Annotated in this window: 15 protein-coding genes; 6 read left to right on the forward strand and 9 right to left on the reverse strand. The window is 56.6% G+C overall.

The features are described from left to right. Positions 1 to 55 precede the first annotated feature (55 nt). On the reverse strand, positions 56 to 520 hold the full coding sequence (locus tag RBB77_RS10270) for a hypothetical protein (protein ID WP_353067070.1): 465 nt from the start codon (positions 518 to 520) through the stop codon (positions 56 to 58). A gap of 696 nt (positions 521 to 1,216) precedes the next feature. Here RBB77_RS10270 and RBB77_RS10275 point away from each other — a divergent pair. Continuing rightward, entirely contained in the window at positions 1,217 to 2,221 is a 1,005-nt protein-coding gene (locus tag RBB77_RS10275; RefSeq protein WP_353067072.1) for an NAD-dependent epimerase/dehydratase family protein, read from the forward strand. Between the two features lie 472 nt (positions 2,222 to 2,693). Here RBB77_RS10275 and RBB77_RS10280 read toward each other — a convergent pair whose 3' ends face one another. From RBB77_RS10280 to RBB77_RS10300, 5 genes are all read right to left on the reverse strand, one after another. Continuing rightward, a complete protein-coding gene (locus RBB77_RS10280) occupies positions 2,694 to 3,104 on the reverse strand; it encodes a DUF1801 domain-containing protein (RefSeq protein WP_353067074.1) in 411 nt (136 codons plus the stop codon). 36 nt (positions 3,105 to 3,140) lie between these two features. Then, positions 3,141 to 3,764: a cytochrome P460 family protein gene (locus RBB77_RS10285; protein ID WP_434557107.1), complete on the reverse strand. Its 624-nt coding sequence runs from the start codon at positions 3,762 to 3,764 to the stop codon at positions 3,141 to 3,143. A 348-nt stretch (positions 3,765 to 4,112) separates the two neighbouring features. Continuing rightward, positions 4,113 to 4,313, reverse strand: a complete 201-nt coding sequence (locus RBB77_RS10290; RefSeq protein ID WP_353067075.1) for a hypothetical protein — start codon at positions 4,311 to 4,313, stop codon at positions 4,113 to 4,115. Between the two features lie 28 nt (positions 4,314 to 4,341). Next, positions 4,342 to 4,758: an SRPBCC family protein gene (locus tag RBB77_RS10295; RefSeq protein WP_353067077.1), complete on the reverse strand. Its 417-nt coding sequence runs from the start codon at positions 4,756 to 4,758 to the stop codon at positions 4,342 to 4,344. Next, positions 4,755 to 5,078 (reverse strand): ArsR/SmtB family transcription factor, encoded by a 324-nt coding sequence (locus RBB77_RS10300; RefSeq protein WP_353067079.1) that lies wholly within the window; start codon positions 5,076 to 5,078, stop codon positions 4,755 to 4,757. The genes RBB77_RS10295 and RBB77_RS10300 overlap by 4 nt, the downstream gene beginning before the upstream one ends. Before the next feature lie 177 nt (positions 5,079 to 5,255). Here RBB77_RS10300 and RBB77_RS10305 point away from each other — a divergent pair, with 177 nt between their 5' ends. The 4 genes from RBB77_RS10305 (at position 5,256) to RBB77_RS10320 (ending at position 10,400) form a co-directional block, all read left to right on the forward strand. Next, on the forward strand, positions 5,256 to 7,049 hold the full coding sequence (locus RBB77_RS10305) for a tetratricopeptide repeat protein (RefSeq protein ID WP_353067081.1): 1,794 nt from the start codon (positions 5,256 to 5,258) through the stop codon (positions 7,047 to 7,049). A gap of 76 nt (positions 7,050 to 7,125) precedes the next feature. Beyond that, the gene (locus RBB77_RS10310; protein WP_353067083.1) at positions 7,126 to 8,211 is read left to right on the forward strand and encodes a Dyp-type peroxidase; all 1,086 of its coding nucleotides are present in this window, start codon (positions 7,126 to 7,128) and stop codon (positions 8,209 to 8,211) included. Next, complete coding sequence (locus tag RBB77_RS10315; protein WP_353067085.1) at positions 8,204 to 9,016, forward strand: family 1 encapsulin nanocompartment shell protein; 813 nt, start codon at positions 8,204 to 8,206, stop codon at positions 9,014 to 9,016. Before RBB77_RS10310 ends, RBB77_RS10315 begins: the two co-directional genes overlap by 8 nt. Before the next feature lie 1,246 nt (positions 9,017 to 10,262). Continuing rightward, the gene (locus tag RBB77_RS10320; protein WP_353067087.1) at positions 10,263 to 10,400 is read left to right on the forward strand and encodes a hypothetical protein; all 138 of its coding nucleotides are present in this window, start codon (positions 10,263 to 10,265) and stop codon (positions 10,398 to 10,400) included. 59 nt (positions 10,401 to 10,459) lie between these two features. On the opposite strand, the gene RBB77_RS10325 is transcribed toward RBB77_RS10320, so the two are convergent. The 3 genes from RBB77_RS10325 to RBB77_RS10335 form a co-directional block, all read right to left on the reverse strand. Continuing rightward, entirely contained in the window at positions 10,460 to 10,639 is a 180-nt protein-coding gene (locus tag RBB77_RS10325) for a transposase (protein WP_353067610.1), read from the reverse strand. Positions 10,640 to 10,651: 12 nt separating this feature from the next. Next, positions 10,652 to 10,780 carry a hypothetical protein gene (locus RBB77_RS10330; protein WP_353067089.1) on the reverse strand — a complete coding sequence of 43 codons (129 nt, stop codon included), beginning with the start codon at positions 10,778 to 10,780 and terminating at the stop codon, positions 10,652 to 10,654. 179 nt (positions 10,781 to 10,959) lie between these two features. Beyond that, complete coding sequence (locus RBB77_RS10335) at positions 10,960 to 11,280, reverse strand: hypothetical protein (RefSeq protein ID WP_353067091.1); 321 nt, start codon at positions 11,278 to 11,280, stop codon at positions 10,960 to 10,962. A 1,159-nt stretch (positions 11,281 to 12,439) separates the two neighbouring features. Between RBB77_RS10335 and RBB77_RS10340 the strand changes: the two genes are divergently transcribed. Further along, positions 12,440 to 21,751, forward strand: a complete 9,312-nt coding sequence (locus tag RBB77_RS10340; RefSeq protein WP_353067092.1) for an immunoglobulin domain-containing protein — start codon at positions 12,440 to 12,442, stop codon at positions 21,749 to 21,751. The last annotated feature ends 173 nt before the right edge of the window (positions 21,752 to 21,924 follow it).

Genomic DNA, 21,924 nt, shown 5'->3' on the forward strand with positions numbered 1-21,924 from the left:
AAATCCGAGAGAAACCTTTGAAAGACTTCAAAGAAATGGAGCTTCACTTCGACTTTCAGTAACCAGCGTCGGTCGGTGCTGGGAAAACAGTGTAGTAGCCGGTATGAATCTCAGGCCGGTTGACTGGATGAAAAATCTGCTCCCGTTCCATCGGAGCGCTGTCGGAGTTGGAGCCACTTGAACCAGGTTCCCTCTCACGCGCAGGTTCCTCCGCGAGAATCGTCGAACTCGAAGACGCTTCTATCGTAGCGGGAGGCAAGAGAGATGCAGATGACACTTGCGTGTCGACCCCGATCGAGGTCTTCGTAGCAAGGATGCGGCGTAGCTTTTCGGAGCCACCCGATTTTGTCTTTTGCGGACTTTGGCTAACATCTTTGTACGCGCTCTGCCTCTCCTGCACCGTGGGAACTTCTTCCAGAAAATACCGAGGCACTTTATTAGTGGGCGGGACCGGCAACTTCCGCGTGGTTCGATCAGAAACAACATGGTCGATCATTGGAACAGCGGATAGACTCGCCATCAAGAAGATCACATTCCACGGGGTACGCTGCCGCTCGAAAGAGGCACGCGTGATCGCACCCGCTGCTCCCGGAGAAGATTGCCACTCCCTGAGTACCCGAACCAGCGAGATTGCCGCTGAAGCGGCACATAGCAAGCAGACTGTTTGTGATGGTGGTGCCCCAAGATAGTACGTATTCCACGCAACTCCCGCGACGCCCCCTCCACACCCCAACGCCCATAAAGCAATATAGCGATCACTCCAATACAGAAAAACTCTGAACTTCCCCATATTGTCCGCCTTCCTGGCCCGGTCAGCGCCCTGCAACCGCATTGAGGCAATTCTGAGACCAAATGAAATCCGCCTTCAAGCCAGGATGGGCGCGGTGACGATGCTGATAGAGCTCGCGTTCCGGCGCAGTCCGAACCTGCGAAGAAGGAATGGGCGTTCGACGCCTACGGTTTAACGGAAGGTCTATTACAAATTGCAATATGCCTAGTCCCCCAGGCGATTGAACGCTTGGGTTTTCGACTTATTTTGAAATCTCCAAAAGTCAATCCCTCGGTAGCGATTTTTTTGCTTGAAAGTTATCCCGCTGCCCCAGCTATACTTGGAACTTGTAGCAAAGCAGATAAAACGCGGCCGGAGCATCCCGCCGGATAACCTGAATCATCTCAACAGCTTCAAACAAAAAGACCCCAAGGAGTCTCTTCCCCTATGAAGCTTAAAGGACAGAAAGCAGTCGTCTGCGGTGCCGGTGGATTCATCGGCGGCCACCTCGTTCAAAGCCTCCTCGCCAACGGCGTCGATGTAATCCGCGCCGTCGACATCAAGCCGTTCGACGAGTGGTATCAAGTATCCAAAGACGTCGAAAGCCTCTCCCTCGACCTCAAAGACAAAGACAGCTGTCTCACCGCCGCCACCGACGCCGAAGTCATCTTTCAGCTCGCTGCCGACATGGGTGGCATGGGCTTCATCGAAAACAACAAAGCCCTCTGCATGCTATCGGTTCTCACCAATACGCACATGCTCATGGCCGCCCGCGAAAAAGGTGTCGCGCGCTTCTTCTACTCCTCATCCGCCTGCGTCTATAACGGCGAAAAGCAGACCAGCCCCGATGTCGTCGCCCTCAAGGAAGAAGACGCCTACCCCGCTCTTCCCGAAGACGGCTACGGCTGGGAGAAGCTCTTCTCCGAGCGCATGTGCCGCCACTTCGAAGAAGACTACGGCCTCCAGGCCCGCGTCGCCCGCTACCACAACGTCTACGGACCGTTAGGCACCTGGACCGGCGGCCGCGAAAAGGCTCCCGCCGCCGTCTGCCGCAAGGTCATTGAAGCCAAGCACTCTGGCAAGCACGAGATCGAGATCTGGGGCGACGGCAAACAGACCCGCTCCTTCATGTACATCGACGACTGCACCAAGGGCACCCAGATGATCGCCGAGAGCGAGATTCACGAGCCCCTCAACCTCGGCTCCGACGAACTCGTTACCATCAACCAACTCGTCGACATCGCCGAAGACATCGCCGGCATCAAGCTCAAGCGCAACTACAACCTCAGCGCTCCAAAGGGCGTCAATGGCCGCAACAGCGACAACACCCTTATCCAGCAGAAGCTCAACTGGGCTCCGTCCATCAGGCTTCGCGACGGCCTCGCCAAGACCTACGCCTGGATCGAAGACGAGATCCTCTCCAGCAAACCCCTCGCAGCCGCCACACGATAGGCAATTGCAACAAACAAAAACGGACCCGAGAGCATGTAACTATTCTCGAGGGTCCGGTTTTACTTTAATGAAGTAACGGTCTCTTCTGACATCGATTTGTTTCCCCCGAAAAGTTAGATCCACTATCCGGCTGAAGACCTTTTCACCACGCGATCACAGCCAGGCTGGTCGAAGAGTTAGAAACACCAACAGACCTCTGTCGAATCGCCTTTCTTTTGTGATATGCTAAATAATATTATATCGTATTACGATATAATATTGGGGATGGGATGGCCAATGATCTTCTACGTATTCTTGCTGGTTCTTTTTCCATTTGTTGGAATCATCGCCGCTATCGTAGTAATCACTAAAGATTCGATTGAGCGACGTCATCTTCATCGCCACCGATGAAGATGACGTAAGTGTCCTTAGTGGAGTGCGCCATAGGTCCGCGGATGAATCTTTCGCGTGTCGAGTATGGGAGCCAGCCCTACTACTTCTTCTTGGCTGCCCGTTCAGCGAGTACCGCAGAGTTCTCCGCCACCGCGGCGCAGATGAGTTTCTTGAAGGCGGCTTCGTTGATCTTCTCTCCTTCGCGGACGTCGATCGCACGCCGCGTGTTCCCCTCGAGGCTGGAATTGAAGAGCTTCTTCGGATCTTCGATGGAAGCTCCACGAGCGAAGGTGAGCTTCACGATCTGCTTGTATGACTCCCCTGTGCAGACGATGCCGTCGTGAGACCAGACAGGGGTCCCCATCCATTTCCACTCCTCCACGATGTCGGGGTCGGCATCGTGAATGAGCTTCCGGAGATGCGCAAGGGTCTCTCCACGCCAGTCTCCAAGTTCTTTGATCCTCTCGTCGATCAATGCAGAGGCAGATTCCATCGGGATAGGACTTTTCAAGGACAACTCCGAATCTCTCAGCTAATTTAGCTTCGTTCAGCAACCTGCAATCGCCGCAAGTGGATGCTCTTTTGGTTCAATAGCGCCACGCCGCTTACCTCGCCGCGTATTGTGTGAAGACGTAGTCCCGATCCTGCGCGTCCTCGTGGCACGCAACGCCGCACTTTGCATCATTCCCCTGCGGTGGATGGTCCTGCATATTGCCGATCCTAAAGGTCTTGGTGGCGGCATCCAACTCGAACTCGCCGTAGCCCCATCCATGTCCGTCCGGGAACCTCTTGTGTCCTTCACCATGAAGTCAATGTCATGCTGAGCACCGAGAACAAACGGCTCACCTGGTTCCGTATCAGCCTTTCTCGCGCTCCAATGGATCTTCGCCATCTTGGAACCGTCTGGGAATGGCTTGCCATTACCGGGAATGCCGGACTGGTAAGCTGCGATGATCACGGGATTTCCGAGAATCCCCGCAATCATATCTCCGCGCTGGCTGATGGAGATCAGCTGCCAGCTTTCGTATCCCTTGAACTCGGAGACTGCCAGGCCATTCGGCACCTTCAGGCTGTATTGGTTCTGGTCTTGAGCAGCATGGATCGCAATTCCGGAGACGACGGCTAGCGATGTTACTAAACCCACACAGATCAGTATGCGTCTGGACTTCATATCCAAATCTCCTCATTTGTTTTTCGAACACAGGAGCTGTGGCATGTGCGGATCATGCCCATCCGCAGAACCACTGAACCAACTACGAAGCTCAGCATCAATAAGAGATTGGGCCCGCTGCAAAATTATCGGTAGCTTCCGCCGCAGTGGCTACTCGCCGTGGCCCGGTGCGCTGGGCATCCCGCAATGGATGGCATTAGATCACACACATAGGCACCAGGCAACCGACGGTGGTTTTATCCGTATCGATCGTCACGGGCTGGCGATCGATACAGAGCTTCCGTTAGACATCTGCGACTCGGAAGGTGATTTCACGAAGCTGATCCAGGTTGTGAAGATCAGATTGTGTTAAGCCGATCTGTTCAAAACAAGTCGCCGAAGCAGATGGCCTTTCCACATCAACAACCCGGTAAGCACCATAAGAGGAAAGAAGACAAACCGAGTAGGGTGGGCGTACTGCGGCAGCTTTTCAAACGGACTGTAGATATATCCATAAATCGGAATGCTGACGATGATGTGAATCCAGCGAAAAATCAAACGTTGGTTCATGATGTCCACCCTCCTTTTCGATACGACGTTACTCGAGCCCGCCGACAACTCGCTCCATATTGCCGATGAACTTATTCCAGCCGTAGGTCGCGCCCTTATAAGCAGCATCTTGATCGGAGCCGAAGCCAGACTGCTCCATTCGCAGCAGCGTTCCGCCACTTGTAGGGACCAACGTCCAAACGACGACGCTCTCCATCCCCATCGTGCCCCACGTATAGGAGAGCTTCTTGCTAGGCTCGACGACCAGGACCTCAGAGTCGATTACGCCATTCCAATTGGGCGCGGGAGTGGAGCGAAAACTAAACCCATGGCCCACGACAGGTTGGAAGTCATTATCCATCAGCCACTCCTTAATCAGAGGGCCTTCGGTAAGGGCGCGCCAGATCTTTTCCGGCGGGTATGGCATCTCTCTTTCAATCACAAGTGTGCGAGTAGTAGTAGTCATGGGTCCATCCTTTTTAGTAAGTCTTCGAGCCGGTCAAACCGGTCGTGCCAGAAGCGGCCGTAGTGACTCATCCAATCCACCAGCGGGGCGAGAGCTTCCGGCCTGGCGTGGTAATGGGTCTCGCGCCCTTTGCGGCGATTGCGAACCAGCCTCGCACGCTTCAAAGCCGACAGGTGCTTCGAAACCATCGGCTGAGAAACACCCGCCCGCTCGGTCAAAGCATGAACGGTCTGGTCGCCCTCCCTGGTCAGCCGCTCGAATATGGCCCGGCGAGTCGGATCGGCGAGAACCCTGAAGAGATTGTCTGCGGCGCTCGACATGGCACAAACCATAACCGAATGGTTATGAATTTGTCAATGGAAAATCCTGCATCGTCGGGCACAAAACTAAAACCTGCCGCGCTCATCTTGAAAACTCATTCCCTCTACCTACATCCGTAGTGCCCTCTGATTTACCCTTGCAGAGGGGGGAGTGGAACTGTGGGGAGTAAGTCGTCTGTGAAAACTCGCCGCCAGAAATCTTCCTCGGCCAACTGGCTTCAAGATCACCCCCAAAGGACCTTCCTGCTGTTGTCAGGGGCTCTCACCCTGATCCTCTACTGGCGAAGCTTCACCTCCCCATTCGTCTACGACGATCTCGAGCAGATCGTTAACAATCCAAACCTCTCCACCTGGGGCTCCTTCGTCCAACGTTTTCTCCTGCACCCGGTTGAGCTCACGACCTCCTTCCTCGGCTATGCCGGGTCCACCTACCGGCCGCTCTTCTGGTTCTCCCTCTTCATCGACCGTGCCCTGTGGGGTCTCGACGCAGGCGGCTATCACGCAACCAACATCGCTCTCCACCTCATAAATAGCAATCTCGCCTTCGCTCTCCTCAGAAGGCTCAAGATGCCTCTCCTTCCCGCTGCGGCCGTGTGCCTGCTGTGGCTCTCCTTGCCCATCAACACCGAAGTGGTGGCATGGATCAGCGGCCGCTCGTACGCTCTATGCACCCTCTTCGTGCTGGCGTGTCTTCTCTCGGCGTTCAACAGTATTCGCCACGGCGGATGGACCTGGAGGCTGGCATGCTTTTTCGCCGCCATCTGCGCCGGCCTCTCACACGAACTCGGCATCTTGATCCTTACCCTTTTGCTTCTGCTCCTACTTCTTATCGAAGAGCAGCGGTCGAAGAATTTCTTCATAACCCTGGCCACCGTCGCTCTTGCCGCCTTCGCCGTCGAAGCCGCCCGTTTCAGTGTCAAGGTAAAGTCCTTCTCTGGAATTGCATCTTTCAAATGGGCGAGCCTCGTGCTGTCGAAGTACCTTGCTCTCACACTCTTTCCTCTGCGCATGAGTGTTGAGCGCTCCACCTTCTCCTCCCCGGGCCAGTCGCAATCGTGGTCGCTTGCCGTAATCGTCTGCATCGTACTTACATTCGGCTACGCGGTGCTCCGACGTCGGAATCATCCCGCTCTTCTCGGCGGTCTCACGTGGTTCCTTATCTGCATCGCACCTTTCATCGTGCTCACGAACTATCAAGGACTGGCGGAGCGGTTCGCCTACCTCGCCTCCATCGGAATCGTTGCAGCTATCATTGCCGGCTGCTCCATACCGAACCAGCCTCGCCTGCGCAACGTACTCGCGGGCGCCGTCGCGTTATGGGCGGTGTGGAATCTCTATAGAACCACCACGAGGGTTGCAGATTGGGCCGACCCAATGCAGCTCTTCGCCCACTCGTTGCAGGCGACGCCGCAAAGCCCATCCCTTCACTACAATCTCGCCTACTCGCAGAAGGTGAAAGGCGATCTTCATGCAGCGCTCGATGAATACCAGCGCACCATTCAACTCGACAGCAACTATCCCCATGCGTACGCGAGCCTGGGCGATGTATACCTCCAGCTCGGATCGTTCAAAGAAGCTCAAACAGCCTACAAGCAGGCCTTGGTGCAGGCTCCCGATGACATTCCAACACTCCTGAACAGCGGCACGGTGGATCAGAGTATCGGCGCGATGAGTGAGGCTGAGGCCACCTACCAGCGGGTCTTGAAACTCGACCCCTCCAGCAGTGCCGCTCATGTAAACCTCGGCGTCCTCTATATGAAGGAGAATCGATCGAACGACGCCGCGCATCAATTTACGATAGCCATCGATCAAAAGACCAAAGACCCGATTCCTTATTTCAACCTTGCGGTGCTGTATCAGCAGTCAGGCCACCCTGATCAGGCCCTCACTCTCTACAAAAGAGTTCTTGAGCTGAAGCCGAACGATGAAGACACACTCGAAAATATCAAGGTCCTCGAACAATCGCACTAACGCTCCCGCAACATTCGGTGCGAAAAAAAATGCGATACTCAGATGAAACTAAAGCAGATCGGGAATAAAGAAAACAATGGACGCCCCTGGCGAACTCAACGAAATTGTTCTTCCGCAGACTGTGGTTGGTCCGCTTACGCGGTCGGCGATCTTTCTGGTGCTATGCGCCCAACAGGACGAAGATGTTTACACGCGCCTGCGCGACTTTTGCGCCGGTCTTTCCGGGCTGATTCGCGCGGTGGAGTTTCGCGACGTAGAGGCGGGCCTCACGTGCGTCGCCGGCTTCGGGTCGGATATATGGGACAAGCTCTTCGGAGCGCCTCGTCCCGCTGAGCTTCATCCGTTTCGTAGGATTTGCTCTGGCGGGCGAGATGCCGTCTCCACGCCAGGAGACATTCTCTTCCACATTCGCGCCAAACGCATGGATCTCTGCTTCGAGCTGGCGACGCAGATCATGGATAGCATCGGAGATATAGTCTCGGTCGCCGATGAGGTGCACGGCTTCCGCTACTTCGACGATCGCGATGTGATCGGCTTCGTCGACGGAACGGAGAATCCACGAGGCGATGCGGCGCGCGAGGCAGCGGTCGTCGGCAGCGAAGATCCGGCCTTCACAGGCGGCAGCTACGTCATCGTGCAGAAGTACCTCCATGACTTGAAGGCGTGGAATTCGCTCCCGATCGAGATGCAGGAGCGAATCATCGGCCGCCGCAAGCTCTCGGACATAGAACTGAGCGACGCGGAAAAGCCCGCAAATGCGCACAACGCGCTCACCAACATCGAGGAGAACGGACGTCAGCTTCAGATTCTGAGAGACAACATGCCGTTCGGCCGTCCCGGCCACGGTGAATTCGGAACGTATTTTATCGGCTACAGCCGCACGCCGCGCGTCACCGAGACCATGCTGGAAAACATGTTCGTGGGCCGGCCACCCGGAAACTACGACCGGCTTCTCGACTTCAGCCGCCCCGTGACCGGCAGCCTATTCTTCGTGCCATCTGCAACATTTCTCGACAACGTCACGCCCGACGCGCCCGTCGCAGCGGAAGATGCAAAAGCACCGTCCACCGAACCGCCTTCGTCGCCACCTTCACCGGCACCCGGCGACGTGCACGACACATCACTCAGGATAGGATCACTAAAGGGAGAGAAAGATGAATAACCTCCATCGGGAGCTGGCACCGATCTCTGACGCGGCATGGGCAGAGATTGAAGAAGAGACGACGAGAACACTGAAGCGGTATCTGGCCGGGCGACGCGTTGTGGATGTTCCTTCGCCGGGAGGGGTCGCTTTTCCTGGAGTCGGGACCGGACACCTGAAGAACATCTCCGCTCCCGCAGAAGGCATTCTCGCAAGACAGCGTGAGGTGAAGCCGCTGGTGGAGCTGCGTGTTCCGTTCGAACTGTCACGTCAGACGATCGACGATGTGGACCGCGGCTCCGATGACTCTGACTGGCAGCCTGCGAAGGACGCCGCGAAGAAGCTAGCCTTCGCCGAAGACCGGGCTATCTTCAACGGATACCATGACGCGGATATCCAGGGCATCCGCGAAGGCACCAGCAACCCCATCGATACCCTACCCACAGATGTGCGGGACTATCCGGATGCAGTGGCGCATGCGCTGAGCCAACTGCGGTTGATGGGCGTCAACGGGCCCTACTCAGTCGTGCTGGGAGCCGAGGAATACACAGCGCTCGCCGAAACCCGCGATCACGGATATCCCGTGCTCGAGCACGTGAAGCGCATCGTAGACGGCAACCTGATCTGGGCGCCTGCGATTGAAGGCGCATACGTCCTGACGACGCGAGGCGGCGACTTTGAGTTGAACCTGGGGCAGGATGTTTCGATCGGCTATCTCAACCATACCGATTCCGCCGTGCAACTGTATCTTCAGGAGACTTTCGTCTTCCGCGTGCTCACCAGTGAAGCTTCAGTCGCGCTGTCGCCGTCCAAGAAATCTTCTTGATCGGAGATATGGCCACGCGCAGGAGCAATGGGAAAATAGGCATAGCGGAACCAATGCCCATTTGTCAGTGCTCATCTGCCAAGTGTCCGAGGAGCCGACTTCCAAGATAAGTCTTTGTCAAGCGGGGCCAGGATTTCGGGTCGCGCTCAAGAGAGCGCCTGGTTGTTCGGCTGGGCTGTTCATCAACTCGCGTTTGTGCCTCTCGGCGGTTCCTGCGTATAACGCAGAACCAGACATCCATTCGCTGTATCAGTCATTTGGACCGTCACAGAAGATTGAGTGAGTGTTTCCTGCCAGTCCCGAAACATTTCGAAGGAGGCATCGGGAGCGTAGTTCCGTCGCCCAGTCGGCTTCTGCCGGACCAGCAGCTTACGGTAACGCAACGTTCTGCGTCGCTCACGAACCTCGCTGGAGACCACATAGCACTCAGGCAGGAAGTCGAACCGAAGGCAGTCGCAGATCTTGCTGGCATCGATGCGATCGTTCTTCTTCTTGGGCCGCAATGGCCCGCAGCATCAGCGGATGCGCAACCTTCACGGCTGCCCGCATGAGGCAGCAGGTGATCATAGATCCAGCCCGGTGAACATGGTCACTTCCATGGCCACGGTCCAGGGCGTCGGCCAGTTCTTTATCTACTCGTCGAGCTGTGCTCTCGTCGCAGCAACAGTCCCCTCAGAAAAGACCGTGCCACTCACGTCCTTCACGCAATAGCTGATCGTCTCCCTTGTGGATGTCTAACCCGATGATGGGCATACTGGTCACGAGGAGCCTCCTTGGATGTCTCTGAATCAGCGGGTCACCGCTGAGTTCAGCCCTTGTACATCAAATGCTCCTCAAACCCCCCGATTTATCCATCCAAACATGTCGGTCATGTGAATCGCCCAGGTTGGCGACCATCGACGGCAAAGGCATGCACATGAAGATCGGATGTCGCGGCCGTCTCCAGAACTACCTGCAAAGTCTGCTTTCTATGAGCAGGTTATTTACGTCAAGGGGTTTTCCGTTTCTCTTTCCTAGCGTAGAAGTTGCTCCTGTTGTTCTGTAGTTCGTCCGCATATTGTTCTCCACCGTGTTTATATTCGCACTTAAGTGAGCCGCTAAGCCCTGTGTCGGTTGGGTCAGAAGGAGAAGGAGATGCTGCCAGTTTTCGGTCGGCCTCGTTCAGAGCCTAACCCGACACGCAATCATCGGGACGCGGGGCAGTCACAAGAATTCGACATGATCTCCTTCCTCAGTCTGCTACTCCATGGAACGGGAGGGATGGCTCCTGGGTGATCCAGATGCGATGAAGCAGTACTGCCAGCTTGCGAGCGACGGCGACGATGGCCCGATTGCGGGACTGCTTGCCTCCGCGCGAGACCAGATGCAGACCCCACTGTCGTAAGCTGGAATCTCTTCCGTGCGGTCCGAGAACGCGGTTGGCGCCCTCGACAAGCAGAGTGCCTAAGCAGATGTTGTCAGCTTTGGTGATTCCGAGCTGCGCTCTCGATCCCTGGACTGGCTGCGTTTTGGCCGCAGGCCGAGGTAGCAGCCGACATCGCGACTTCGCTGGAACCGTTCTTTGGAACCCAGCGTCAGAAGATAGGTCAGTGCCGTGAGCTGGCCAACGCCGCAGACCTTGATCGGAGCCTGCGTTTAGGTGCACTCCGTCTCCGTAAGCCGCTGGATCAGTCGGTCATTGTGCTTGATCTTCACCGTCATCGTGGCGATCTGTTCGAGGACAGGGCCGAGTGCCTGAACTAGACTTGACGGCAGCACTGCCATGCACCGCTTGGCGAAGCACAACGTGGACGATGCCGGAAGTCGGTAGCCGCAGGATCTTCGGATCGAGTCGTGCGTAGCGCGCCAACTTCTCCACGTCCACCTGATCGCTCTCCCGATCACTGTGCGAGATCGCCCGCAGCTCCCTCACGTTCGCCACGATTACTTCGTGACCCAGCTCCTCAAGCTGTTCGCTGATCCATATCGAATGGGTTCCCGCTTCCATCGCGATCCGTACTCGAGGCAGATCGGTAAACCTCTTCTCGACTCCCGAGGGACTGGTACGAAATCGGCCCCGGCCCACTACTTGTCCATCTTCGTTGAGCGTGCAGTAATGGCTCCACGTGTTCCGTCAGATCACGCAGGTCGCGGATCACCGGAGATAGAACATAGCTGCCACGCACCAGACCATGGCGGAGCAACTCGACGATCCGCTGGTAGTCCATCATATCGGTCTTACGGTCGGGGATCGCCTTGATGTGCTGAGCGTTGGCAAGCGCCATATGGTAGTGCTCTTCCAGCACGTTCCAGACAGGCTTCTAATAAACGCCTGTCGACTCCATAGCGACAGGTCAAACGTCAAAGCTTCTGAGCCACTCAGCCGGTTCACGCAGGTCTCGCGTTGTGCAACCGAAGCGACGAAGATGTTTCTGCCCTGAAGCTCATCCCTGAAACGCTCAGAGATGAAGAACAAACAATTTCGGAGAGTGTCCGTGCTGATAGGCGCATCGAGCATTTTGAGACACAACGTCTCACCAAGAGCAAAGATGAGCAAGGCCAGGTGATCGGCGGCTCGAAGCTCGGTCACACTAGAGTAGCTGCGTCAACTTCAGACATAGGCTGTACCTCCATAAACTTTCGCGTGCGGATCTAGGACATCGCAAGTTTTCGATTGAAAGACACCTTCACTTCAGATCATCCCTGACCAGGTAAGTCTTCGGCGAGTTCATGTGGAGGAGGAGCGCTTCGCTCCGGCGAAAGCAGATGGTGCGGTGCATGGTCTTCAAGGATCTCGGCATCCATTGTCCGATTTGACGACGGTTGCATGCTTCGCTGCTGCATGTGGTGTCGGACGATTGAGGACGTCTTCGTTAGACGCGTCCGGGAGCTATGTTTGAGGCTACAACTTTCGTATCCTTGACCGTCCCCAAATGTAACCATAGTCTTCGTTTGGCTTAAAGATTTTGAAACCTTATTCGGCCGAAGATGAGGTTTGCTTCGGCTTGCATGGATTACAAACTTGCGGCTGCGAAAGGCAGTGAGGTAAAGCCTTTGAGCTCTCTTCAAAGTCATTCCATGAGTGTGGTTTTATCGATCTGGTGAGATTCCACAGTACTTGAGTGCCGCAATCACGCAGTTGCAGCCGTCTTTGCCAGTTGATCTCTCGTTAGCATCACCAAGCCAGGACCGTCTTGTCCCTATTTGCATAGTGTTGCGCATTCCCTAGTTGTTTTACTCCAACAAGTAACTGTTGGTTAGAGGTAGAGTCCGGGCAATCGCATCCGGTGAAAGAGGAATTGAATGTCTAGCCTGTACGAAGTTGTCGAAAGCCCCTCCTGTTCGATTGTGATATTTGCAAATCCAGAACTCAGTTCTCAAACTTGTAAGAATCGACATCTTCCCAGCCGCTTTGAAAGTGCTGCCAGGCCACTCCTCTTTCTGATGATGGTTCTTTTTTTTGTGGCTACGTTCTGTTCGCGCAGGTCGGACGCGCAACAGGTGGAGGCTACGTTGCCATTGTCGCAGCGACTTACGATTAATTTATCGGCTGGGGTTCCGGAGTATGTTGGCGACGCTGCGTCGGCCTCGAATGCACCGCAAAGTCAGTGGTGGTTTGAAAATACGAAGAACTCAGCGACGTATGCGACGGCGAGTTTTGTGGAGAGCACGGATCCTGCGTGGCGGCAGGTTGGGCTGCCCTATGACGCGAACGTACCGCGAACGTTTATTAATCAAGACTCGGGGGGCGGGGCAGGCTCTGATACGGGGCAGGAAAACTGGTATCGGCTGCACTTCAAGGTGGATCCGAAGTATGCGGGCCAAAAGTTCCTGCTGAATCTTGAAGGAGCGCACACCGGAGTACAGGTTTTTAGCAATGGTGTGTTGTTGCCAGGTATCAGCGCGGTGGCTGCTGATTCGCAGGCGACGCACGTGATTGGATTTGTTCCGGTGGTCGTTGATCTGACGCCGTATCTAAAGGCCGACGGGACTACCGACAATGTGATTGCGATTGATGTGTCGAGAGGGGATTCGTGGTTTGAGACGCCGCAGTTCTCGAACTCCTTTCGTTTCGGCCAGGATATGGCTGGGTTGTTCCGCAATGTGTTTCTGTATGTAACCAACCCGGTGCATATTCCGTTGAACGTGTACTCCAACACGAAGACCTGGGGGACGTATGTTGGCACGGTCTCCGAGGTGCCGGCCGCGGAGGGCACGGCGACAGCGGCTTCGGCGGTAGTCGAGGTGCAGACGAACGTTGTCAACGAGACGGCGACGGCCCAGCAAGTCACGTTGACAACGCAGATTGTGGATGCGACTGGAAACGTAGTGGTGACTGCGCCGCCGGTGACGCAATCGGTGGCGGCGATGATTGCGAGCACGTTTCCGTCGACGCAGACGCCGATGTTCCAGCAGTTGATTACGGTGCCGAATCCAACCCTGTGGTATCCGAATAACTCGATCTACGGCAAGCCATATATGTACAAGGTCTACCACATCGTCAGTGTGAACGGCGTGGTGGTGGATTCATTCCAGAGCCCGCTGGGAATTCGAACGATTACATGGGATGCGAACTTCCCTTACTTCAATGGCCATGCGATGTATCTGTGGGGCGGCTCGAGCCGGTACGACTATCCGGCGCTCGGCTCCTCGGTTCCGGATGAGCAGTGGTGGCGTGACATGGCGCAGATTGCGGCCCAGGGCGGCAACGTCTGGCGGCCGGGCCACTCGACCAGCAGTGAAGAGATGGTGGAGGCGGCCGACGCGTACGGCATCATGATCGACCAACCCAGCGGAGATGGCGAAGGCCATTGGAATGCCTCCTCCAACCCGTCGGCGGATGATCTTCAACTAAAGCAGGAGGTGCATCGCGACATGATTATCCGCGATCGCAGCCATCCTTCGATTCTGGACTGGGAGGAAGACAACGGTGGCATGAATCAGCCGCTGGCGAATGAGCTTGCGTCAATCGAGACGTCGTGGGACAACATTAATCCGCGGGTGCAGTCCGATCGCACCTACTCGCCTTCGTACGCCTTTATGGGCGAGTGCGACGGTGCCGGCTGCGAGACGGGGGTCAAGAATCAGAATCCGAATAACCCGTCTTTTGGTGCCGAGTACTGGGACAATATGGGCACAGGGCGCGGGACCCAGACGGGCACCGGAGCCAATACGGTCTACGCGTACGACTATGAGCTGGCGTTTGCTGCGCCGTACCTGGACGATTGGCGCCAAGGCAAAGCTGCGAATGCCTTTGGGATGGCACAGTGGTACTTTGCCGATACGCCGGGAGAAGATAGTCTTTGGGCGGAGTTTCAAAATCAGCCTGCGATGCAGCACTTTGTGCGTTCGCTTGGTTACTCGTCGGTCGATCAGAACCGTTTCCCGCGGCTGCTGTACTACATCTACCAGGCAAACTGGGTTCCTTACGCGATCCAGCCAGTGGTTCACCTGGCGCATCATTGGAATCGCGCCTACGAGTACACCCCGGGCACTCCGATTCAGGTGAACGCGTTCAGCAACTGTCCCTCGGTTCGCCTGTTGATTAGCGGCGTGGCCAAGGATCCGGTGACGGGAGCGATCCTCGCGGATCAGGTTCCCAATCCCTGGAACATCAACTCGCACGCCGATCTGAGTCAGAGCAGCACTGTGATGCCTGGCCAGGTTCACTGGATGGTGAACTGGGCACCGGGCACGGTGACGGCCGAGTGTCTGGACACGAATGGCAATGTGGTTCCGGGTGTGACCCACTCGGTGACGACGGCAGGAGCTGAGAACAAGATAGTCCTTAGCGTTGTTCCAGAGGTAGTCAAGCCAGACGGGACAAGCTTCCAGTGGACCTCGAATGGTTCTGACGCGGCCTTTGTAAAGGCCGAGGTGCAGGACGCAAACGGCAATGTCGTACCGACCGCAGCGGACAATGTCACCTTCACGGTGTCCGGGCCAGCTACGTACATGGGCGGCACACAGCAGCTTGTTGCGGATCCCTCGTGGACCACTTATTACCAGGATGCGTTTTCGAAGCAGCACAGTAACGACATTAACGGAGAGCCGTACGTATTCTTTCACGCGCCCGGCGACCCGGAGCTGAACTTTGAAGGAGGATTGCAGAAGATCGCGCTGCGCAGCACCTTCACACCCGGAACTGTGACGGTGACGGCGACGGCGCCGGGGCTTGTAAGCGGCAGCGTTCAACTGACTTCAGTTACGCCAGCGGCTCCTCCTCAGTCGCAACCGCCGGCGATCATCGTGCCTCCGGTCGACACGGCAGTAACGGCGGGTCAACCTGCAACTTTCACTGTTGCGGCCAGCGGCTCCGGAACGCTCAGCTACCAATGGGCTGTGGCAGGAAGCGAGGTCACGGGACAAACCAGCCCGACCTTGACCATACCGGCGACTACTATCGCCCAAAACGGCGAGAGTGTCACAGTTGCGATTCACAGCAACTTTGGCGACGTTACCTCGACTCCGGTCACGCTGACCGTGGACGCGGCGGCCGGCGTCGCCATAACGACGCCACCTGCCGCGCAGACCGTCGTCGTCGGACAGTCGGCGACCTTCACCGTAGCTGCGACTGGTTCCCCGCAGCTCAACTACCAGTGGTTTCAGAATGGCGTGCAGGTCCAAACCGGTCCGCAGCCCAGCTACACCACGCCCATCCTGACGGCCGTCGGTACGGCCAACATTGATGTCGTCGTCAGCAATCCCGTTAACCAACTTCAATCAGCAACGGTGACGCTCACCGTCAACGCTCCGGTGCCGGTAACTATCACCACGCCACCTGCCAATCAGATCGTTGCGGCCAATCAGCCGGTGCAGTTTACCGCCGTGGTCGCGGGCTCTGCGCCCTACACGTATCAGTGGCAGTTCACTCCCAAAGGCGGCTCGGCGACCATCCTTCTCAGCAACACGCAGAGCTCCAACATCATCACCTACACGATCCCCACCATGAGTACGGCCAATGTCGGCGCATACACGGTGACGGTCAACAACGCCGCTGCCGCTCCGGTCACGAGTGCAGCAGCGCAGCTGACGCTTGCGCCTCCAGGCGTCAATCTCGCACTGAATAAGACAGCAACTTCCAGCTCCTCACAAAACGCATGCAGGGATACAACGACAACGCCACCACTTTCTGGCACGGGTTGTCTGGGAGCGGAGAACGCCGTCGATGGCAACCTGAACACCCGCTGGGGATCGGCGACCGCGGGTGCGCCTCCAACAACTTCTGTCCCAGGCGTCGATCCTTCCTGGCTGCAGGTGGATCTTGGATCCGGGCAGTCCTTCAACACGGTGATCATTAATTGGGAGAATGCCTACGCGGCGCAGTACCAGATTCAGTACACCAATGATGATCCTTCGACCAATCCGACGTGGAACGTGGCAACCACCAACAACTCTGGCGTGGGCGGCACCGAGACCCTCACCTTTAGTACCGTTCAGGCACGCTATATCCGGATATTAGGGACGGTGCGAAGCGGTAACTTCGGCTACTCGATCTTCGAGTTCCAGGTCTACAACGTCCCTAATTGCGGAGGCCCGACCGAGCGCTATACCGTCAGCTCTGCCAACCCCTTACTGGTGATGGACAACGTGCTTGGTCTGACCTGGACCCGCACCATCCAGACCGATAGCGCGATTGGTTCGCAGTTCACCGGTGTCAGTGCTGCTACCTATTGCAAGAGCATCAATATGCGCATTCCCACGCAGGCGGAAGCGCTTGGCATCAGCGGCAACAACAACGCGTCCTGCGCCTTCCCGGGTACTTGGAGCACATGGACCTCCACCGTGGATCCGAACGATGCGACCGAGACCGCGATCGTCAACTTTGACGGTAGTAGCACCTTCAACGTAACCAACAACTTTCCCGGCGCTACCCTCTGCACTGAGGCCACCGGCTCGGGTACGTCAGGAACTCAGGCTCCCGTCATCGAAACAGACCCGCAATCCACGAAGGTAGCCGTAGGAGAAGCAGCAACGTTCACGGTAGTTGCTGCCGGTACGCCGACGCCAAGTTATCAATGGCTCAGGAACGGAACCGCAATCGCTGGCGCGACGGACGCTACCTATACCACGCCGCCAACCATCGCTACTGATAACGACTCGTCTTTCAGGGTGTCGGCTACCAACGGAAGTGGCACTGTAACCAGCAACTCCGCTGTCCTCACTGTGACCAACAACTCCACCGGCGGCGGAGGTACCGGCGGCAGTTGCAGTGCGATACCAACTACACCAGGAATGCCGGCAGCGATTGCGACCTCTCCGAGCCAGATCTCTCTGACCTGGGGTGGCAGCATGGCTGGATCGGCCTGTCCGGTGAGTTACAACGTGTATCGCAGCACGACCGCCGGGTTCACGCCTGCAGTGAGCAATCAGGTGAATACGTCCCAGACCGGTACCGCGTTTACAGACCGGGGACTGACAGCAGCGACAACCTACTACTACATTGTGGAGGCGGATGACACTGCGGGCGCCTCGGCTCCTTCTGTACAGGTCAGCGCGCAGACGCTGGCCCCGACGTCATGCACCAGTGTTCCAAAAGCACCGACGGGGTTGACGGCTGCTGCGACTTCGTCCAGCTCCATTGGACTGAACTGGACGGCAGTGACCGCACCGACTAACTGCTCGGTCGCCTCTTACAACGTCTACGGCGGCACAACCGCTGGCTTCACTCCGTCTGCGACTAATCTGCTTGCTGCCGGAGTCACGGGAACCAGCTACTCCAACACCGGCCTCGCTGCGTCGACGACGTATTACTACGTGGTGGAGGCAGTCGACGGGGACGGCGCATCGACGGCCTCGAATCAATCCAGTGCTATGACAGCCGCCGGATCTGCGCCTGCAACGCCGGACTTTGCGCTCGGTGTCTCTGCAGCATCGCTTACGGTGAACGCAGGCAGTAGCGGGACAGAGACGGTCACGTTGACGCCGCAAAACGGATTTACCCCCACCGCAACTGTTAACCTCACCTGCTCTGATCTGCCCAGCGACGCCACCTGCAGTTTCTCTCCCACCACTGTTACGTCGACAGGCAATATGGTCTCAACGTTGACCGTAAATACCACCACGGCATCCTCGACTGCCGGCTATAAATCCGGTCCGTTGTTCCCAGGCTCGGTGTTGGCAGTAGCGTTGTATCTCTTCGGCAGAAGAAAGCGGCGCGGTCTGCAGCTCATGCTACTTGCGGTAAGCGTAGCCTGCCTGACACTGCTCACTGGGTGTGGTGTGCAGCCTCCACCACCTCAAATGGCGACTTCAATGATTACTGTTACTGCATCGACTGGCTCTTTGAATCACACCACGACCTTTTCGCTGATTGTGGAAACGCCGAACCTTCCTCCGGGGTCGGCTGAACTACACAACAACCTGGGGCCGTTGTTCCCAGGGGCAATGCTGGCGGTAGCGCTGTGCTTTTTTAGCAGGAAGAGGCGGTATCCCGTACAGCTCATGTTGGCGATGTGCGCGTTCGGCGTGGCTCTGTTCAGCGGTTGCGGTGGGGGTGCTTCTACCGGCGGACCTTCAACAGGCGGCTCTCAAACCGAACCACCAACAAAACCCACCATTACTGTCCCACCTGCCTCGATCACCGTTACAACTGGACAGACGGCGACCTTCAGCGTGACGGCGGCAGGCACCGCGCCGCTAACATACCAGTGGCAGAGCAGTGGCGGTTCCATCTCCGGGGCGACCGCCGCAACCTATACAACCTCGCCCCTCACGACACAGAATAGCGGCAACAGCTTTGCAGTTGTAGTGACAAATGCAGCTGGCTCCACGACCAGTCCAACGGCGACCGTGACTGTCACCGCAGGCGGCAGTACTGGTTGCAGCGCCGCCCCGAATATTCCCGGTTCCCTCGTCGCAACAGCGAACTCATCCAGCCAGATCGGTGTGAGTTGGAGTGTCGGCTTTGCTGGATCTTCATGCACCATAAGTTACAACGTCTACCGCAGCACAACGTCCGGCTTCACGCCCACGTCAAGCAACCAGATCGCGTCCGGCCAGACGGCCACTTCGTTTACCGATAGCGGCCTAACGGCTTCCACGACCTATTATTACGTGGTGGAGGCAGTGGACGCTGCTGGCAATTCCGCGGCTTCTGTACAAGCGAGTGCGACGACTCTGTCAGCCTCGTCGCCCCCTCCGGCTTGCACTACTGTGCCTGCGCAGCCTAATGGGTTGGCTGCGAATGCTGCCTCTGTCAGCAGCATCAGCTTGGCCTGGACAGCGGACACAGCTCCGGCTGGTTGCACCAACACCTATAACGTCTACGCCGCCACGACGAGCGGCTTTGTGCCGTCGCAGGCCAATCTCATGGCCAGCGGAATTACCTCGACGCTTTACACCAGTACTGGCCTGGCTGCGTCGACTACTTACTTCTACGTCATCGAAGCGGTCGATGGTGCGGGGAACTCGGCGCCTTCTGCTCAGGTTAAGGACACGACTACCGCGGCAGCTTTATCGGAGATTATTGCGATCCACTCAGGGGGGCCGGCTGTAAGCAACGCTAACGGTGGTGATGCGTCTTTCGTTGCCGACGAGTTCTATGACACTGGCGGGACATCGGCCTCAGGTGCAGCCGTTACGGTCGCTGGAGTAACCAACGCTGCTCCGGAAGCGGTGTACCAGACGGAGAGGAATGGCGCATTTAGCTATACAATTCCCGGTCTGCAGTCCGGTGCCTCTTATACCGTTCTGCTGCACTTTGCAGAAACCTATTTTCCTGCCGTTGGTGACCGCGTCTTCAGTGTCGCGATCAACGGAACCACGGTCCTTTCCAGTCTGGATATCTTTCAAGAGGCCGGTGGCCAGAACATCGCTCTGGTCGAACCCTTCACGGCAACGGCGAATCCGCAGGGACAGATCGTAATCAAGTACATAAGAGGGTCCGCGGATCAACCTAAATCCAGCGGCGTTGAGATACGCGGAATACCCAGTGGTTGCACGCTGCTACCCGCGGCTGCACCCACTGGGCTCACCGCGCAAGCAACGTCTCCCAGCATCATTAACCTGAAATGGCAGACGGTCACTCCTCCGCCGAATTGCCCCGTCACGTACAACCTGTACGGAAGTACAACGAGCGGTTTTACTCCTTCCACATCCAATCTCATCGCGAGCGGCCTTACCGACTTGTCTTATTCGAACACTGGACTCGCTGCTTCTTCGACCTATTACTACGTCGTAGAAGCGGTGGATGTAGATGGCGCATCGGGGCCCTCGGCACAGGTAAGTGCTACGACAAATCCGGCCAACTCCTGTATCTCAGTACCCACTGTGGCCCCCGCCGGTTTTATGGCAACTGCTGCATCTTCGAGCGCCATCGGACTAAGTTGGGCCGCGATCACACCGCCAGCAAACTGCACCAACATCACCTACAATATTTACGGCAGCACTGGGAGCGGGTTTGTTCCCTCGCTGAGCAACGAGATCGCTGTCAACCTGGTGAATCCTGTCTTCTTCAACACTATCCTTCCGGCATCTTCTACCTATTACTACGTCGTTCAGGCGACAGATGAGGATGGCGTTTCATCGCAGTTCTCCCCTCAAATCAGCTCCACGACGCTCGCGCCGCCAACTCAGTTGATAGCGACTGCAACGTCCCCCAATGAGATCGACCTCACGTTCCCTGCAAGCACCGCGCCCGCGCCGGTGACCTACAATGTCTATCGCAGCACCACAGCGAACTTCACTCCATCCGGTACGACCCTGGTTGGCACCACAAAGTCCAATTTTTACAATGACGCCGTAGTCACAGCGGCGACGACCTATTACTACATCGTTCAGGCAAACAGCCCGAACGGCAGAACGACTGTAGGTGGCCCCGTGAGCGCAACATCTCTGGTTCTCGGAAATGCCACGCCATTCTGGGATGCCAGCAACATGCCACCAACTGCTGCTGGTGCGGTGCTCGTAGTGAAGTTCCTGAATCGGACCAATGGCCAATACCCTGACGATCAAGTGTTCTGGAGCGCGACTATTAATGGCGTTACTGTGACAAATTCGATTGCCGCACAACCTATCTTGCAGCTGCCTTCCGGCGCATCCGGGCGAATCCCTATCTATCTCGGGACACCGGGCCAGAACGAAAACAACTATTCTGACTTCTTGGAGTACACCATCGGTCTAGCCGGGAACGGCACCACGACCTACTTCATCAATATGGACACGACCAGAGTCGACAATTTTGGCATTAAGAATGCCTTTAAGCTGACCTGTGGCGACGGCACCAATATTGCGATCGGAGAGGATGCTGGAGCATTTGCGGAATCACGAGCGAGTACGTTCCAACGCTATCTCAATGCTGTACCCGCAAACTTCCAAACACTCGCGCAGGTACAAGCTCCTTATCGGATTGTCTCTCCGGGCGACGGTGGGTTCGATACCGGCGGTCCATACGTAACCTACTACAACGACTGGATCGACCAGCTATGGGCAGTCAATGGAATTACCGCTACTCCACCGGCGATTCCCAATGGCGACGGCTTGGGTGCCTTCCCTGGCCTCTCCGCGGCGATCTACCGCCATGTGGGAGGAGTTGCCGGAACCTTCAACCCGAACGGCTCACTCGAGAATCAGGGCTTGTGGGGCAACCCGAGTGAGTTCTATCAAACAGAACCCTTCAGCTACTACGGGAAGTTCCTCCATCAGATTGCCATCAACGGCCAGCAGTACACTTTTCCCTATGATGATAATGGTGGATACTCATCCGACGTAAGCTGCAACTCGCCCAAGACGCTACTCGTAGCGATTGGCTGGTAACCTGAACCTCCACTGTCTTTTTTCAGAATCGGTGGAGAAATGCGGAAGTCGGCGCATTTATTCCAGGATGAGTAAAATTTCATTCCAACCTCAATAGAAGCCAGTCGCGTCACGCTATAGAGTTGACGACCACATCAAGTTCCAGAAAACAACGGCTCGGCACTTTCCTGGCG

The sequence above is a fragment of the Tunturibacter psychrotolerans genome, assembly GCF_040359615.1.
Lineage (GTDB): Bacteria > Acidobacteriota > Terriglobia > Terriglobales > Acidobacteriaceae > Edaphobacter > Edaphobacter psychrotolerans.